The sequence below is a fragment of the Emticicia aquatilis genome, from assembly GCF_014644295.1.
Classification (GTDB): Bacteria; Bacteroidota; Bacteroidia; order Cytophagales; family Spirosomataceae; genus Emticicia; species Emticicia aquatilis.
In genome coordinates, this window is sequence record NZ_BMKK01000001.1 from 538,436 (window position 1) to 556,560 (window position 18,125).

12 protein-coding genes are annotated in these 18,125 nt (G+C 40.1%); 3 read left to right on the plus strand and 9 right to left on the minus strand.

Going from position 1 to position 18,125, the window contains the following annotated elements; all coding sequences use genetic code 11:
• Positions 1 to 143: 143 nt before the first annotated feature.
• Complete coding sequence (locus IEX65_RS02310; RefSeq protein WP_188764244.1) at positions 144 to 2,747, minus strand: carbohydrate-binding domain-containing protein; 2,604 nt, start codon at positions 2,745 to 2,747, stop codon at positions 144 to 146.
• Positions 2,748 to 2,995: 248 nt separating this feature from the next.
• On the opposite strand from IEX65_RS02310, the gene IEX65_RS02315 reads away from it, so the two are divergent.
• Complete coding sequence (locus tag IEX65_RS02315; RefSeq protein WP_188764246.1) at positions 2,996 to 4,702, plus strand: alpha/beta hydrolase; 1,707 nt, start codon at positions 2,996 to 2,998, stop codon at positions 4,700 to 4,702.
• Between the two features lie 118 nt (positions 4,703 to 4,820).
• Here IEX65_RS02315 and IEX65_RS02320 read toward each other — a convergent pair whose 3' ends face one another.
• The 4 genes from IEX65_RS02320 to IEX65_RS02335 form a co-directional block, all read right to left on the minus strand.
• Positions 4,821 to 6,122, minus strand: coding sequence for an alpha/beta hydrolase family protein (locus IEX65_RS02320; protein ID WP_188764248.1), 1,302 nt, complete (start codon positions 6,120 to 6,122; stop codon positions 4,821 to 4,823).
• Positions 6,123 to 6,281: 159 nt separating this feature from the next.
• On the minus strand, positions 6,282 to 6,992 hold the full coding sequence (locus IEX65_RS02325) for a 3-coathanger stack domain-containing protein (RefSeq protein ID WP_188764250.1): 711 nt from the start codon (positions 6,990 to 6,992) through the stop codon (positions 6,282 to 6,284).
• Positions 6,993 to 7,053: 61 nt separating this feature from the next.
• Entirely contained in the window at positions 7,054 to 8,502 is a 1,449-nt protein-coding gene (locus IEX65_RS02330) for a hypothetical protein (protein WP_188764252.1), read from the minus strand.
• 147 nt (positions 8,503 to 8,649) lie between these two features.
• Positions 8,650 to 9,723 carry a cyanophycinase gene (locus tag IEX65_RS02335; protein ID WP_229250493.1) on the minus strand — a complete coding sequence of 358 codons (1,074 nt, stop codon included), beginning with the start codon at positions 9,721 to 9,723 and terminating at the stop codon, positions 8,650 to 8,652.
• A 103-nt stretch (positions 9,724 to 9,826) separates the two neighbouring features.
• On the opposite strand from IEX65_RS02335, the gene IEX65_RS02340 reads away from it, so the two are divergent.
• Positions 9,827 to 10,234, plus strand: a complete 408-nt coding sequence (locus IEX65_RS02340) for a DUF4890 domain-containing protein (protein ID WP_188764254.1) — start codon at positions 9,827 to 9,829, stop codon at positions 10,232 to 10,234.
• Between the two features lie 59 nt (positions 10,235 to 10,293).
• Here IEX65_RS02340 and lptB read toward each other — a convergent pair whose 3' ends face one another.
• From lptB to IEX65_RS02360, 4 genes are all read right to left on the minus strand, one after another.
• Positions 10,294 to 11,031, minus strand: coding sequence for an LPS export ABC transporter ATP-binding protein (lptB, locus tag IEX65_RS02345; protein ID WP_188764256.1), 738 nt, complete (start codon positions 11,029 to 11,031; stop codon positions 10,294 to 10,296).
• 115 nt (positions 11,032 to 11,146) lie between these two features.
• Positions 11,147 to 12,862 carry a single-stranded-DNA-specific exonuclease RecJ gene (gene recJ / locus IEX65_RS02350; RefSeq protein WP_188764258.1) on the minus strand — a complete coding sequence of 572 codons (1,716 nt, stop codon included), beginning with the start codon at positions 12,860 to 12,862 and terminating at the stop codon, positions 11,147 to 11,149.
• 160 nt (positions 12,863 to 13,022) lie between these two features.
• Positions 13,023 to 13,952 carry an MlaD family protein gene (locus IEX65_RS02355; RefSeq protein WP_188764260.1) on the minus strand — a complete coding sequence of 310 codons (930 nt, stop codon included), beginning with the start codon at positions 13,950 to 13,952 and terminating at the stop codon, positions 13,023 to 13,025.
• 174 nt (positions 13,953 to 14,126) lie between these two features.
• Positions 14,127 to 14,891 carry an N-acetylmuramoyl-L-alanine amidase family protein gene (locus tag IEX65_RS02360; protein WP_188764262.1) on the minus strand — a complete coding sequence of 255 codons (765 nt, stop codon included), beginning with the start codon at positions 14,889 to 14,891 and terminating at the stop codon, positions 14,127 to 14,129.
• 271 nt (positions 14,892 to 15,162) lie between these two features.
• Here IEX65_RS02360 and IEX65_RS02365 point away from each other — a divergent pair, with 271 nt between their 5' ends.
• On the plus strand, positions 15,163 to 18,111 hold the full coding sequence (locus tag IEX65_RS02365; protein WP_188764264.1) for a putative LPS assembly protein LptD: 2,949 nt from the start codon (positions 15,163 to 15,165) through the stop codon (positions 18,109 to 18,111).
• The last annotated feature ends 14 nt before the right edge of the window (positions 18,112 to 18,125 follow it).

Sequence of the window (18,125 nt, forward strand, 5' to 3'; positions counted from 1 at the left end):
AATGTATGAATTTAATCAGCCTATTTCATAAAACTTTGAGTGAACAGGAAAAATTGGGACTTGAAAACACTCTATCAATTTAAAACAAAAAACCGACACGAGTGAAACTTGCGTCGGTCTTTCGGATTCTCAACTATTGTATCTTAGAAAGTTATCGTATTTACAGTCGATGAGGTTGATGTTGTTGGGCTGGCTTTTAAGGTTGCACCCGTATTCGAGTACGTTCCGCCAGTATGTAACCCCCAACCCGATGAACCGCCTACAAAACTTCCGCCTGTGTAAGTTCCACCGTAATAAATCTTATAAGATGCTCCTTTCGTTAAACTCGGATTTGAGAAATGAAAATAAGCCGAAGCAGTTTTGGGCTTGAATGTAAGTAAATCTTTGCCCGAAGCATCTTCAATATGGATTATTGAAGTAGCAGCAACCGAAGCCGTCGATTTGATAAACATACCTACTTGAGTTGAGGCAGTCCCCATTGCTTTTGTCATGTTGCTCGCAGGTTCAGCCCCTATTAAAACTCCCCCATTTACCAAGAAATTACCATTCACATCTACGTCTTCATTTCCATTTGAAATCACAGTGCCACCTTTTATCGTGAAATTACCATTACTGTCAATGGCATCAGAGCCTGTTACGATTAAAATTCCTCCGCTCACTGTCAGTTGGCTATTGTCATTCGACTCCGTCCCACCCGACACCGTGCCATAAGAAGTATTGATTCCATCGTTTGAAGCTGTCAGATTCGTAACTCCCCCATTGATATTGATGATAATAGACTCCATGCCTTCGTAAGACTTCGTTACGTTGATAGTTCCATCATTTACAGTAATTGATGTCTCGGATTTCAGGCCATCGTCAGTTGCCGAAATATTGAGTTCGCCATTATTCATCACAAATGCCCCATCACTTTTAAAGCCTTTAGCATCGCTCGTGTTGGCGGTGTTGTAAGTATATTTTGCCCCACTCACCGTTATGTTAGTTGTACCCCCACTCACAGTTGCCGTACCATCAACATTGATTCCTTTTCCGCCTATCCCTGTACTTATTACTGTCAAATTTCCGCCTCTGATTGCTAAGTTTTTATCGCAATTAATACCCGCAGGTGCTGCTACATCGGCATCGGCCGTATCATAGTAGGCTGCTCCTGACGTTGTAAGTTTTACAGTTCCAGCGGTTAGCGTAAAATCTCCACCAGTTTTAATAGCCTTAGCACCTTTGCCCGAAACCGTCAAACTGACAGTCTCAACAGTTCCGATGGTTGTATAGCTTTTACTTTTAATGGCATTGCCTTTATCGCCAGTTGTTGTTACGGTTATTTTGCCACCTTTTATTAATACATAAGGCGTAATGCTTGCATCAGTACCCGAATATGGTGCTGCAATGCCATCATCAACGCTGTTTACAGTGATTGTTCCACCGTTAATCGCCACATAACCTTCTTCGGCCACGATACCGTCACTCGACGACGTAACAGTCACCGTTCCGTTATCAATCTGAAGATAGTCATTGGCATGAATACCATCACTCACTGCCGATTTTACTACAATATTGGCTTCGCTGATAGCAATATAATCATCGGCAACGATGGCATGTTTGTTCAAACCCGTTACGTTTAAAGTTCCAGTTCCCATAAAACTCAATTGGCCTTCACTAAAGAATGTTCCTTTTTGGTCTTCTTTGCTGGTGGCGTAAGTTGCACCATCAGTCAGATTATTAGTTGTGCCAGCCAAGATATTAATCGTACCTTTTTTGCTTGATTGAATATTGATAGCTGGGCCTGCCGAATTGGTAAGGCTAACGCCTTTCATCGTGATATTAAATCGGTATTCGCTGTAAATCTTAAAACTACCTTTACTTGCCGTTCCCGATAATAAATAAACGATTTCTTTAGTAGTATTGGTCGAAGTGACGGTTACATCTGCCCCACTAACCGCCACAGCCACTCCCGAACTCGCATACGGGTTATTGACCGCAGCACTCGTACCTGAATAAGCAATCACGACCGTATCTTTGGCAGCAGTGGCCGTACTGGATGTTCCTGCGGCAATCGCAAGAGTAACGGTACAACTTTGTCCGCCCAGACTCAAATTAAATGTAGCCGTACCCGATGAGGTCGGTGTACCCGAAATTGTATAGGTCAAATTTCCTGCTCCGTTGGCCAATGTACCTGCGGCTACTGTTGCTGTTAAGCCTTCTACCCCCGTCGAAGAAGCCGTCGAAACATCATAAGCACCGCCATTTCCGCCAGTGTAAGCCATTGTTACGGTGCCAGTGTAAGCCGTTCCGTTTGTACCGATAGCTGGTGTAACCGTACAAATCAATGTCGAAATACTGGCTTTTGAAACCGCCACTGGTAAGGAAAGTTTACAGCTTTGTCCACCCAACGAAATAGCAAAAGTAGCAGTACCAGCAGAGGCAGGAGTACCTGTAATGACAAAACTGGCAGTGCCACTACCAGAAGCCAACGTTCCTGCCGAAAGTGTTGCGGTCAGGCCAGTCACACCCGTGGAAGCTACTGATGCACCTGCATCATAGGCTACACCATTGCCGCCAGTATAAGGTACAGCGGCCGTGCCAGTATAAGATGCTCCGCTTGTGGCCGTGGCTGAAAATGTTGTACTCGAACAAGTTAATGCGGTAATTGTAGCAGTTTTAACGGTTGTTACTTCATCGGTTTTACACGCTTGAAAAACTAAAATAAATGTTAGCATAATGCCAACTACTGTGAAGACTCTTCTAATCATGGTGTCAATTTTTTTAAAGGAATTTTAGTGCAGTATCTGTCTGTGAATACCCTGCCAATAATAAAAAAGACGAGAGAAGTAGAAAAAAGGTGGTATGGGTAAATAATATTTTCGGTAAAAATGCCAAATCTTGCGGTAAGAATTACATTTTTTAATAATTCTTAAAGGATTTTGAAAGGAAAACCATTTTAAAACAGGTTATTTTCGTCGAAAAAATTTATATCTTTGGTAAAAACAGCTCATCAACTATGAAAAAAAACTTCTTCGTTTTTCTGATGCTGGTTGCTTATTCGGTAACCGCTCAAATTAATGTTACGGTCAAATTCCCGAGCCAAGGCACGCTTGATGGTCGATTGGTCTTGATGCTTTCAAAAAATGATAAATCTGAACCAAGATTTCAGATTCTCGATGGTCACGATACTCAGTTGGTTTTTGGCTTAGACCTTGATAACTGGGCAGCTAATACGCCCAAAGTCATGAACGCCAATAATACTTTTGGCTATCCGATTCAAAACTCAAAAGATATTCCTGCGGGTGAGTATTTTGTACAAGTTTTGTTGCACAAGTACGAAACTTTTCATCGAAAAGATGGAAAAACTGTCAAATTACCAATGGACAGAGGAGAAGGTCAACAATGGAATTTAGCTCCAGGCAATATTTATTCAAAGCCAATAAAAGTTTCGCTGAATCCTAAAATTGCAAAAAATATTGAGGTAAAACTCGACCAAACGATTCCACCAATCGAAGAGCCAAAGGACACAAAATACATTAAGCATATCAAGATACAGAGCAAACTTTTAACTGAATTTTGGGGCAGACCGATGTACTTGGGAGCTCATATTTTGTTACCCGAAGGATTTGACGAACACAAAGATGTGAAATATCCTTTGGCAATTTTTCATGGACATTTTCCGAGCGATTTCGATGGTTTTCGCACAACGCCTCCCGATGCCAATATGCCAACCGATGATTACAGCCCAAGATTCAAAATTTATGGCTATAACAAAATTGTTCAGCAAGAAGCCTACGATTTTTATAAAATGTGGACTGGGCCAAATTTCCCAAGAGTTTTGGCTATCGAAATTCAACACGCTTGCCCTTACTACGATGATTCTTACGCCGTAAATTCCGAAAGCATTGGGCCGTATGGCGATGCTATCACGTATGAGTTGATTCCGTACATCGAAAAACAATTTAGAGGAATTGGCGAAGGTTGGGCAAGATTTACCTATGGTGGCTCAACGGGCGGTTGGGAAGCTCTGGCGGTGCAAGTAAAATATCCGAACGAATACGGTGGTTGTTATGCAGCTTGCCCCGACCCGATTGATTTTAGAGCTTTCACGACAGTTGATATTTATAAAGATAAAAATGCGTATTTCTACGAAAGTGATTTCAAAAAAACCGAACGCCCAGGCTACCGAGATTATTTGGGACAACTAACGGCTACGCTCAAAGAAATGAATATGCGAGAACTGGCACTCGGCACAAAATCAAGGGGTGGACAACAATGGGATATTTGGGAGGCTGTGTTTTCGCCTGTTGGGAAAGATGGCTATCCGCAACCAATTTGGGACAAAAAAACTGGAGTAATTGATAAAAAAGTAGCCGAATATTGGAAAGAAAACTACGATTTGACTTATATTTTGAAACGAGACTGGCCAAAATACGGCGATAAATGGCGTGGAAAAATTAGAATTTATTGCGGAGATATGGATAATTTTTATCTAAACAATGCGGTGTATTTGGCCGAAGCTGAACTGAAAAATTTGAATAGTCCAGCCTACGAAGGTGAAGTAGATTACGGCGACCGTGCTGAACATTGTTGGAACGGCGACCACACTCAACCAAATTATATCAGTCGCCTACGCTACCACCGAATGTTTATTCCGAAATGGGTGGAAGATATGAAGAAAACTGCACCTAAAGGTGTGGATTTGACGAGTTGGAGGTATTAACACCCATTAAAATGGGCATTTAAGGGAACAAAGGAATTGTTATTGTCATTTTTCGGACTTGAAGTCCGAAAGTGAATTTTAAGGAAGACTTCGCTTGAAGCGAAGTCTTCCTTTTATCTTACTTCCCAGCCTCAGCATGAAGCATTTCTAAACCCACTGATGCACGAGGTTTGAAGCCCGTCCAAGGTTTATCGTTAGAATTTTGATTTACATCTAAGTATTTAGCATAATCCTTTTTCTTGAGATGAATACCCAGAAAAGCCGTTACGAAATGTTGATTGATATTATTGATGCGGCGTTCGTTCCAAGCGGGTTCGGCGTAGCGGTAATATTCATCAAAGTGTAAACCTAGTTTCAATGATTCTGCTGGCGGCGGATTTGGTGCTACATTATGGCGGGCATTCATATACGTAAGCATATAACGATTAGCATTTACAGCACCGTTATAAATTGCCTTGATGCCTTTTTCATAACCCGAAACATCGTCTTGACTTCCTGCCACAAAAAATGTCGGAATCTTCAAGCCCTTCAAAGTTTCGGTGTCCCAAACGCCACGTTCCATACCCCACGGAGCAAAAGCTACGACTGCTTTTATGCGTGGGTCGATACTTGCTTTGTATTCAGCATTATTACCAGTACGCACTTCAATAGCTTTACTTCCCCCACTCAATGCCCCAAAAGTTTTGATGATTTGGTCGCTATAACCAGCACCTGCCACATTCAAAACGCCATAACCTCCCATCGAATAACCAATGAGTCCGATATTTTGGTCGTCAACAATTCCTGATAAAAAACTACTTTTATCTTTTCCTAAATTCGTAATCTGATTCATGATAAAAATATCATCTTTCGAGCGGTTGAGTAGCGTACTCGAAAAAGCTGCTGCATCACGAAAAGTCGATTCTGTGTGGTCAATCGCTACTACGATATAGCCTTTTGAAGCCAAATTTTCGGTCAAGTAAGTCAATAAAAGTCTCGAACCTAAATAACCGTGCGAAACTATAATGAGTGGAAATGCCCCATCGGTAGTTTTGGGAGCAGCATCACGCACGGCACGACCTAAAAATGTAAACGGAATGAGTGGGCGTTTAGGGTCGTTTGACGAACCCATCACTTGGTCGTAAGTTACCAAATCTTTCACATCTGCAGCCACATTGGCAGGATACCAAACCTCTACTTTGAGCGGTCGGTCGTAAGTTGGGTCAATCCCCCCTTTCGATTTTAGGACATCAACTTGGTTTTTATTCACAAAATCGAGCGTACGAACGCCTATTTTGTATTCGCCACGAGGTGCGAGTTCGGGAGCATCGGGCAGAGCATCGCCATAAACAAAAGTTTCGGCGGTATTTTGAGCAAATGAATTTGAACAGAGAGCTAAACCGATTGCAAGAATCAGTAGTTTAATGGAGTTTTGTTTCATTTCTTAAGGTTGAATTTGTTTGAAAATCTTTCTGCAAATTAGTCAAGAAAAAGAAACATTCTATGTTAATTTTCTGATGATGTAAAATTTAACAAAAAACCTGCTCCCAAATAAATGAGAACAGGTTTTATAATTTATGGTTAGATAATTTTTACAACATCAATTTGGGCAACCAGCAATTTTCCCTACAAACACACTACCCGAATCGGCTAAGAAACCAGGTTGAATCGTGATTGATGCACCTGCACTATACGTTACGTTTGCTCCCGAATTGATGGCGTTCGATGCCGTAATAGCATTAGACGCATAAACTGTGGTTGTTCCGTTTTGAGCTTGAGTAATTGTCTGCGAAACTGGACAAGCAACATTTAACAAATAATCTTCGGTTTCGCCCCATGTATATGCTGCACAAGGGTCGTCGGCAATGTCTTCAAAACGAACTCGGATTCTCATTCTCACCGTTCCGATTGCATTAACTGGAATTGTAATATTCCCGCTGTAAGGTTCGGCCACTGGTGAAGTGGTTTGTGTTACTAATTCGCTTGCTGAAAAAACACCATCTTTATCAACATCAATCCAAATCGACACATATTCGTCATTGACGGCATTGATGAAATTTATAGAAAAACTATAAGTTTGCCCAGCAGAAACACTGGCTGAATTAAGACTATAAAACTGAAAACTACCTGTCGAACAGCCACTTCCTGTACTTAAAACCGTCCCATTGATAGTAAAACTTGAGATACCATCATCTACGCCACAACCTTCGGTGTAAGTAGGAACACAGTAGCTTTGAGCTACGCTTTTTTGTTTGAAACATAGAGAGAAAATAGATACTGTAAAAAGTACCTTTATAATATTAGATTGCATACGAATAAACATTTTAGGTTTACGAATAAAACTGCTTCAAAATCAGCGTGTAAGAGTCGGTTTATTGTATCCGCTGAAAATTTCCATTTGCATCAAATATTAGTCTTAATTTGGTAGAACTCGGCCCATTTCGAATATAAGTTTTATAACTTACTTCACCTCTTCGGTTTGATTTCTCCGTACCTAAAATTGTATAGGCAGGATAATTGGTAGAAATATATGTAAGTGCAAGAGCTGGTAAGGTTGCACCACAAGAATCAAAATCACCATCATCATCTGAGTCGGGGTCGTCATTATCATTCATACCATCATTATCATCATCGGCATCACTATCATCTAATTGACCATCATTATCAAAGTCGTCGTCATCACCAAATGATTTATCTTTATCATCATTGATACCATCATTATCATCATCAGTATCATTTATATCGCTTATACCGTCATTGTCATCATCAGTATCAATATCATCGGTTGTACCATCATTATCATCATCTGAGTCAATGCGGTTCTTCTTACCATCATCATCAAAATCGTCATCATTATTAGCTTGGTCGTCCATCGAATCATGAAGGCCGTCATTGTCATCGTCGGGGTCTTTATCATCACTCACTCCATCATTGTCATCATCAGTATCGTTACTATCCGAAACCCCATCATTATCGTCATCGCTATCAGAATGATTTGGTAATCCATCATCATCAAAATCATCGTCATCATCGTGGCGTTTATCAATCAAATCGGGCATACGGTCGTTGTCGTCATCGGCATCAACATCATCATTCTTACCATCATTATCATCATCAGGGTCAATATCATCTTTAGTGCCGTCATTGTCATCATCAGTATCTTTCAGATTGTTTTCTCCATCATTATCGAAGTCCTCGTTATTATTATATCTCGAATCATCAGTGTCGTTCCAACCATCATTATCATCATCTTTATCGATATCATCATTTATTCCATCGTTATCATCATCAGTATCACTCGTATCGGGAGTGCCGTCATTATCATCATCGGTATCAATGGTGTTGTTTTGTCCATCATTATCAAAATCATCATCATCGTACGATTTTTTATCGAAAATATCAGGCGTTTTATCATTGTCATCATCTGGGTCAACGTCATCACTTTTACCATCGTTGTCATCATCAGAGTCAACATCGTCTTTCGTTCCATCATTATCATCATCCGTATCAACATTATCGTCTTTACCATCGTGGTCGTAGTCTTCATTGTTTTCGTAAAGACCATCAGTAGAGTCATCCATTCCATCGTTATCTTTGTCATCATCGACATCGCAATCTCCTTGTGCAATACGGGTAGCTTGGAGTATTCGCTCCATCATTTCAACCGACATAATCATTGAATTCTGCTCATCTGCAACCGAAAGCATTTCGGTAGAGTTTTGGTGCGTCAAATCATCTTTCAAGCATGAATTTAAAGATGAAAGGGTCAGAACAGCTCCTAAAGCAATTAGGAACTTGTTGGTTTTGCTGTATAGGCTCATTTGAGGAAAAGGTTAAAAAAGAATAATAGGTTACTACTTGTAAGTCTATACGGAGAAATGAAAATAGAGGTTGCGTAAAAAAACAAAAAAAGGGAATGAAAGTCTGAAAACTCTCATTCCCTTTACAAAATTATAGCCAATTCTATTTTAATTCTGAACTAAAACACCATTATTGACATAATAAAAATAAGAAACTCCGCCACTTAATGCCCAAGTTGCGGCATTAAACGAGCCATTACCTGTGGCACTTCCAGCAATTTTGTAAGCCTTTACTGCCTGATTGCTCCGCAACCAATTTAGTGGGCTACCACTCACGCAAGTTTCGGCTCCCAGTGTATTATTTTGCAAGAAATAGGCATTATTTAGGCCATATACTTTTCCGATGCCATTTTGGTCGATACATACGGCGGTTTCTTCATCAACTCCTATACCTTTGGCAGTGGTATTACCAAAATCTTTCATCATTTTTGCTAAGAAAGTAATGTGACGCCCCTGACGGTCACGTTGGGTGTAATGGCTATCAGTAATCACATTTTGCATATTAGGTGCCGCTACAAAATCATTTTGCCCAAGTGTCATGTATCGGTTATACGGATTTGCAAGAGCTTGTGCCGACGTAACCGTTCCTTTTGAAGCACTAAAGTATGTGCCACCCAAAATTGCACAGCCAGCACTCGTGCCGCCCACGGTTACATTTTTGGTAGTTAAAAGATAATTGATAGCATTTTCTACTGGGGTATCTTTCCAATAATTTACATAATCCCATTGGTCGCCACCCGCAATAAATAATGCTTCAGCATTTCTGATTTTCTGCTCAACACTTGGCAACGCTGCTTTTTCTCGACTATCAATAATCAAAGTTTCTACTGAATTTACGGGTACCATATTATACATGTATGTATTGTATCCATCTGCACCCGTTGCACGAATCACGACCACATCGCCTCCGCCACTTCTCTGCAAAAACCAAGCAATAGCCGCATCCACATCGGTGCTTCCTCCCATCAATAATAGACCACCTTGTGTGGTGGTGGTTACGTCGGCCGAGTTTCCCGTTAGGTAAGAAGTTACAACTGGCGGTTTTCCAGCCGTTATGCGAGTGTTTTGTCTTGAAGCAGTTTCCTGACTTTCAGAAGCAGATAAATCAGCGGTTATAGCATCGTTTTTACACGCTATCATTCCACAAAAAATTGATAAAGCCAGTAAAATAGTAGTTTTCATGCTCGATATAGTTTGTTAGTTGATAAAAATTCAAGATATTATTTTATTAGCAAATAATAAAATAATATCATTGTATGTTAAAAGAGAAATCAACATAGAAACTATGAAAAAAACTTTTCTGCCTTTACTCTTAACATTCATACTTGGATGGTTTTCATTAGCAGCTCAACGCCCAGACGCTCCGCCACCAAGAGGCGAACGCCCACCTATGCCTAATGCTGAACGGTTTACGGAGAGAATGACCAAAGAATTAAACCTAAATGCAGCTACTTCAAAAAAAATACATGATGCTTTTTTGAATAATATGAAGAAAATGGATGCCGTTTTTGCCAGTAAAGCTGAAGAAAAAGATAAAAGGGCAGCTTTAGATGCCAACAAAAAGGCATTTGAGAAAACTATGAAGGGTATATTGAGTCCTGCTCAATATGCACAGTTTTTGAAATTAGAAGCCGAACGCCCAGGCCCACCACCGCCACCACCCAATGGTGAAAGGCCACCAAGACCAAGATAAATAAAAAATGGTAGTAAGGTTCTGAATCTTACTACCATTTTTTGATGGAATAATATTTATTAAATCTTACGTTTCAGCTCAAAATGCTGTCCGAGATATACCTTTCTTACGAGTTCATCACTTGCCAGTTCTTCGGCGGTTCCTTGGCGGAGGATTTTTCCTTCAAAAAGCAAATACGCTCGGTCGGTGATTGAAAGCGTTTCGTTTACGTTGTGGTCAGTTATCAAAATTCCGATGTTACGGTCTTTTAATTTGGCTACAATTCCTTGAATTTCTTCTACGGCAATTGGGTCAACGCCTGCAAAAGGCTCATCGAGCAAGATAAACTTAGGGTCAACTGATAATGCACGAGCAATTTCACATCGGCGACGTTCGCCACCTGAACATACAATTCCTTTATTTTTGCGTACGTGTGTCAAGCTAAATTCTTCGAGCAGAGATTCCGTTTTCTCCTTGCGTTGAACCTTCGTAAGCTCAGGCTTAGCCAATTCGAGTACACCTAAAATATTTTCTTCAACACTTAAATCTCTAAAAATAGATGCTTCTTGTGCTAAATATCCTACGCCAAGTTTTGCTCGTTTATACATCGGTAGAGATGTAATATCCATATCATCGAGCCAAACTTTACCACTATTGGGTTTTACGAGTCCAGTGGCCATATAAAACGATGTGGTTTTGCCAGCACCATTTGGGCCGAGAAGTCCAACAATTTCGCCCTGCCCTACTTGGTAGCTTACGTTATTATTGACTAATCTTTGACCGTATTTTTTTATTAAATTTTCTGTTCTTAAAATCATATTTTGTAGAACAGGTTTTCAACCTGTCGTTTTCTTATTCTTGGCTGAACAAGTTAGAAACTTGTTCTACAAGCAAAATTACGCTTTAATCAACAAAAGTCAGCGTTAATATTTCTTAACTGTACTTAATATCCTTCAACATCAACTGCAAAGTAGTTTTATTGTTGAAAGTATTTTCATCAACCTGATAGGCAACACTAAAATATTTATTTGTGTTCAATCGCTCAAGGTGTTCTTCTGCCATACCAAAGCCAACCGCAGTTAGGATTGCACCCGTTTCTTCCTCAAAAAGCTCTAAACGCAAATGTTTTTCTTTCATTACTCTCGGCGGATATTTGAGTGTGATGTTTTCGGTAGCAAAAACTGGTTGCATATTTTCTGGCCCAAATGGCGACATTTGATTCATGATTCGATAAAACTTAGGGTTAATTTCGGCCAGTTTTATCTTTAAATCAACGGTCACAACGGGTGTTAATTGCTCAGGCGTAATATATTTACTCACAACTCTATCAAACTCTAATCTGAAAGCATCAATATTTTCGATAGGCATCGTCATACCCGCAGCGTGGGTGTGTCCGCCAAATTGTTCGAGTAATTCGGCACATTCTTCAATCGCTCCATAGAGGTTAAAACCTGCCACCGAACGAGCCGAACCTGCCGCTTTCTCGTGCGATTTTGTGAGAATAATCGTAGGTCTATAATATTTTTCGATACAACGACTCGCCACAATTCCGATTACTCCTTTGTGCCAATCTTCTCGGTACAAAACCGTACTTTTGGCCGTATTTGCCAACCATTCATCGCCTTCAATCATTGCCAATGCTTCTTCGGTCATGCGTGAATCATGCCCTCGACGCTCTAAATTGTGTTTCTGAATTTCGTGGGCAAACTCCAATGCTTCATCATAATCGTCTGATAATAAAAGCTGTACGGCGGCTTTTGCGTGTTTTATTCTTCCTGCGGCATTAATCCTTGGCCCCAACACAAACACCACATTCTCGATATTCATTTGGGTTGTGAAACCTGCCACTTCTTTCAGTGCCTTTAAGCCAATTCGTGGATTTTCGTTGAGTTTTTTCAAGCCATAAAAAGCCAACACTCGGTTTTCGCCCGTAATCGGCACAATATCAGAGGCAATGCTTACGACACATAAATCCAAAAACTCATACAGGCTCTCAATCGGCATTTCGGTTCGTGTACAAAATGCTTGAAGCAGCTTAAAACCAACGCCATTCCCTGTCAATTCTTTGTATGGATACGGACAATCTTTGCGTTTAGGGTCAAGCACAGCTACTGCATCGGGCAGAGTATCGTCGGGTTCGTGGTGGTCGCAGATAATAAAATCTATATCGAATTTTTCTTTAGCCAAAGTAACTTTATCTTGGGCTTTAATGCCACAATCAAGACAAATAACTAACGAAACTCCCTGCTCGGCAGCCCATTCAATACCTTGCACCGAAACCCCATATCCTTCTTCGTAGCGGTCGGGATTATAATACTCTAAATTACCGTAAAATGTTGATAGAAAACCATATACCAAAGCCACCGAGGTGGTGCCATCGACATCATAGTCGCCATAAACCATTATTTTTTCGCCATTTTCGATAGCTTCTCTGAGTCGAGTAACGGCTTTTTCCATATCGAGCATCAAAAATGGGTCGTGTAGATGCTCCAGTTTGGGGCGGAAGAAATCCCTTGCCTCATCAAAAGCCGTGATTCCTCGCTGCACGAGCATTGCAGCAAGAGCTTTATCGACATTGATAGCTTGCGAAAGTTCAACAACCGATTCGGTGCTTGGAGTGGGTTTATATGACCAACGTTTTTCGGGCATTATTCAGTTTGTATTTAGGTAACGAAGCACAAAATTACAGATTTATCTATGTTTTTAAGCGAAATTACTGTGTAATCCAGTATTGAACACCTAAAAGCAAAAATCCGTAGCCTGTGGTTTACCTCAAGCTACGGATTCACTAAATATTTTTAAATTTCGATTACTTTTTCTCTTTCTTTCCGAAAAGTGAAAAATGCACATATCGTTTTGGATTGGCTTTCAAATCGGCCATTAGCAAAGCTATATTAGCAGCCGTTCGGTCGAGATTTACGTACAACGAATCGTCTTTTGCAAGTTTACCAAGTGTTCCTTTTCCTTGATTAATTTCTTTGATAACTCCCTGCAAACCAGCAACCGATTTATTAAGTTGATTGACTGTTTCGCCGAGTTTCATGGCGTTTAACGAATCGGCAAAAGTATTGCTTTTCTGCAAAATTGGCTTGATTTGAGCATCAAGACTGTTCGATAGTGTGTTTAGGTTAGCTGTTAAAATGGCAGCATTAGCAGTGATTGCTGAAAGATTTTTTGCGTTTGCAGCCACCACGCCATTCACACCGTTGGTAGTTTGCGTAGCACTCGCCATTAGCGTTTTGAGAGCAACAGCTGTTTGGTCAAATTGCTTGATGATAGCCGTTGTGGTTGTCAGAAGTGAATCGACATTTTTGAGGGTTGGAGTAAGTTTATCCGTTACAGAAGCAACCATACCTTTTTCAATTTCACTTCCTATAACAGCTTCATCACCAACTGGCTGCCCCGCTTGAATCTTTAATTTTACAACTTTGCCGCCTAAAAGCCCATTATCGGCCAAAACTGCAACCGTTTTGTCGCTAATTTTGATGTCTCGCTTGATAGCCAACATCACTTTTATCCGATTTTTATCTTGCTCTGGCTCAACCATCACCACACGTCCTACTGGCACGCCATTGTAAGTTACTGGATTTGAGGTTTGAAGTCCTTCGGCATTGTCATAGTAGGTGTAATACTCATTTTCGGTTCGGAAAATATCCAAGCCTTTCAAGAAATTAAACCCTAAATAAAATATTGCAAATGCAATAATACCTAACAAACCAACTTTATATTCTTTTTTCATAGAAACGTGCGAGGCACAATTAAGAAATGTATAATTAAGACGGGGTCGCCTAAGACGAGGTCGCCCGTGCGATGTAGAATTAAGAATGATGGATAGATATTTTCTTAATGCTTATCTTAAATATTCAACAAAATTACATTCTTAATTCTTAATTCTCAATTCTTCATTCAAAAATCATTTCTCCTTCTCTTCTTTATACGCCTTTACTGCCTTAAATATTGCATCGGCCAATTTATCTTGTCCGTCGGAACTACCTAAGATTTTTTTATCAGTAGAGTTTGTCAAATAGCCCGTTTCGACATAAATTCCGGGCATTGCAGTTTGCCAAAGCACCTGAAAACCTGCCTGTTTCACACCCCTACTTCTATGTCCTACTTTTGAGATTTGCTTCTCGACCATGCTTGCCAACTTTACACTCTCTTTCATGAAAGCATTCTGATAATTGGCCAGCATAATATTAGCCATTGGCGAACTCAGGTCATATCCTTTGTAGTTTTTCTTATAATTATCCTCCATCAAAATAACCTCGTTTTCACGCATAGCGAGTTCGAGATTTTCTTCAGTTTTGTGTAAGCCCATCACATAAGTTTCTGAACCACTCAACTTTGAGGAATACGGATTGGCATTTACGTGGATACATATAAACAAATCTGCTTTATTTTTATTGGCGATAGCTGCTCGTTCGTGAAGCGGAATAAACACATCCGTCTTTCGGGTATAAACCACCTTTACACCTGGAAGGTTCTCTTGCAACTTTTTTCCGAGTTTCAGCGTCACACTCAAAGCGATGTCCTTCTCTCTAAGCTTGCTGTGCTGAGTACCTGGGTCTTTGCCACCATGCCCTGCGTCAATTACAATCGTTCGGATTTTTCCGCTTTGAGCATGGGCAATTTCAAGCGAGAATATAATGATAAGTAGGACTTTAAGAATTTTTAACATGATTTTATGGGCAAACGTTCTTTCACTACTATATAATAGCTAATTTTGTGCCATTACTGAGCGTTAATAGAATAGTTTTTGCAGAAAAAGCCAAAATCTGAGGATTTAAGTATATACGAATGAGCGGCTTTCTCTCGTAGGTTATAATAATAGAACATTTTTTACAAAGATACGTTTTTTGGAACAACTGAGAAAATATACCTCCCACTTCAAAAAGGGACTTAAAACATTTACAGATTTAACGTCGGCGAGGTACAAAACCTTGCAGAGGTTGGGTTTTCAAATAGCTTTCGGTCTGCTATTTTTGTTTTCATTCAATACTTTTGCACAATTTCCATCGGGTGGCAGACTTCCAAACTTTGGGGGAGGCAGTACCTCTCGCCCGAGTACTTCACGCCCAACCACTACTACACGGCCATTTGGAAATAAGCTTTTTGAAGAAAAGAAAGATACAACCCGTGTCTCAATTCCTGACTCGCTTCGTAGTAAAGACACTGGCTTACAAACAACCGTAAAATATGTAGCCGAAGATTCGACTGTAATGGATGTTTCGGGTGAAGTGCTTAATCTCTACGGAAAAGCAGTTGTAACTTATGGAGATATCGAACTGAAAGCCGATTATATAAAAATTGATTGGGGAAAAAGCGAAATCTATGCCCACGGCTCGCCCGATACTACCAAACGTGGAGAAAAAGTAAAAGGAAAACCGATTTTTACGCAGGGAGGTGATAATTATAATACCGATACGATACGCTATAATTTTAAGTCAAAAAAGGCAATTATCAAAGGCATTGTAACCCAACAAGGCGAAGGCTTCGTGACGGGCGAACGGGTAAAGAAAGATGCTAACGATGATATGTATTTGGTCGATGCCAAATATACAACCTGTAATCTGAAAGAACCACACTTTCATATTTCGGCACGAAAAATCAAGCTCGTCAATAAAAAACAGATTATTTCGGGGCCATTTAACTTTGTTTTGAGTGGTATTCCACTGCCCGTTGGTTTACCTTTCGGGTTCTTCCCTGTACCAAAAAATAAAGAAGCGGGTACTTCGGGAATTATTATGGGGACTTATGGCGAAGACCCCAACAATCGAGGTTTTTATTTCCGTGATTTTGGATACTATTTTGCTGTAAATGAGCGAATTGGCTTAAAAGTTTTAGGACAAATTTATTCTAAAGGTAGCTTGGGTTTAGGTATTCAATCCACTTATTCAAAGCGATATAAATATTCGGGCAACTTGAATTTTCAGTATAATTACAATAATAATACACCCGAAGTTGTAGCTACTGATGATAACAATAACTACAAAACCAAAGACTTTAACATTAGCTGGTCGCACTCACCAGCCAATAAACGTCCCGACCGTAGTTTTTCGTCGTCGGTAAATTTGCGTAGTAATGGTTTCAACCGAAACAACGTAAACACCGTTGATGTGAGCAACTACCTGAGCAGTACTTCAAACTCATCGGTGCAGTTTGGGCGTACTTTTGCACAAAAACTCGTAACAAGTTCGGGTATCAATATTTCACAAAACTTCACAACTGGACAAGTAGATGCCTCGGCCAATTATAGCATTGGTCTGAATCAATTTAACCCCTTTGTACCAGAGAAAAAACAAATCGGACGTTGGTTTGAGTCTTTTAGGGTTGGCTTAAACGTAAGCGGAGGCTATCAAGCCACCAACACCCGTGTGAACAGTATCACGAGCTATTCGGATTATAAAATTATTCGTCAGAACGCAGATGGTAGTTACTCTTCAATCGAAGCAAAACCTTTGACCAACGAAGAAATCAAACTTCGTGATGCCAATCCGCTTACGCTCACAGCCGAAGAACGAATCGCACAAAAAGCATTGCAAGAACGCCTCAGTAATGTAAGAAAACTAAATAGTTTAGATGCCATCAATGAAGTTTTGAAAGATGGTAAGTTTACGAGCACCTACTCTATTCCGATTGCATTACCAAACTTCAAGATTGCACGATATATCAACTTTACTCCAAGTATATCACTCAGAGGTGATATTTCGACACAAAGCCTTAGTTATGAATACATTGCGAGCGAAAATGCGGTAAAAATAGATACTGTAAAAGGTTTTTTCCCTACTTACCAAACCTCAGTTTCGGGTGGGTTAAATACCCGTGTATATGGTACTTATCAGTTTAAAGGCAAAGGACGTTTACAGGCTATTCGCCACACAATGGCTCCTTCATTAAGTTTAAGTTATGCCCCTGATTTTACTAAACGTCTATTTGAATATAAAGTAGTCAGGATTGATAAAACTACTACTAACGGGGTTTCTACTTACGATACCCTCCGTAAATTATTACCAAAATACCCAACATTGGGAGCAGCAGCAGGAGCATCGGGAAATGTTAGTTTCAACCTTACAAACCAACTTGAAGCAAAAGTTAGGTCAAAATCTGATACGGCGGCAAAGGCATTTGAGAAGATTTCGTTACTTGATAATTTAAGTCTCGGAACAAGTTATAACCTCTTGGCGATTGGTGACTCAATGAACTTATCAAACATCAATTTGAGTGCTAATACCAATTTATTTAAGAATCTGATAAACCTCAATATGGGAGCCAGCCTTGACCCTTATTTTTATCAAGCAGAAAGCACCCCCGAATTACGAGCATTAAACCCTGCGGGACGTATCCGTCGCTACTATAAAATTCAGCAAGTGCAGGGAATTGCGGGTTTAGCAACTTTACGTACGGCAAATATCGCTATTTCTACTCGTCTTTCGCCAGCGACTTTTAATCCAGATAAAGCTAAACCAAAGACAAATACACAAAGCAATAACCCACAAATGGATGCTATGAAAAAGTTTGTGGCAGCTAACCCTGAACTTTATGTTGATTTCACGATTCCGTGGACACTGAGTTTGAGCTATAACCTCAATTATAGTAAACAAGGTTTGGCCGACCCACAAATCACGCAGGCCATTACTGTTCAAGGTGATTTAAGTCTTACGCCAAAATGGAAACTGGGTTTCAATACGGGTTATGATATGCAGCTAAAAGCTCCTACGCTTACAAACATAACAATCCATCGAGAACTTCACTGTTGGGATATGGCTTTCAACTGGACACCAATTTCTGGCTATTCAGTACGTAGTAGTTATTCGTTTACACTTAATGTAAGAAGTGCATTATTGCAAGAATTGAAAGTAAGCCGTAGAAGACAATATTATGGAAGTGGAGGTTTTTAAGGTTGTCTGAACTA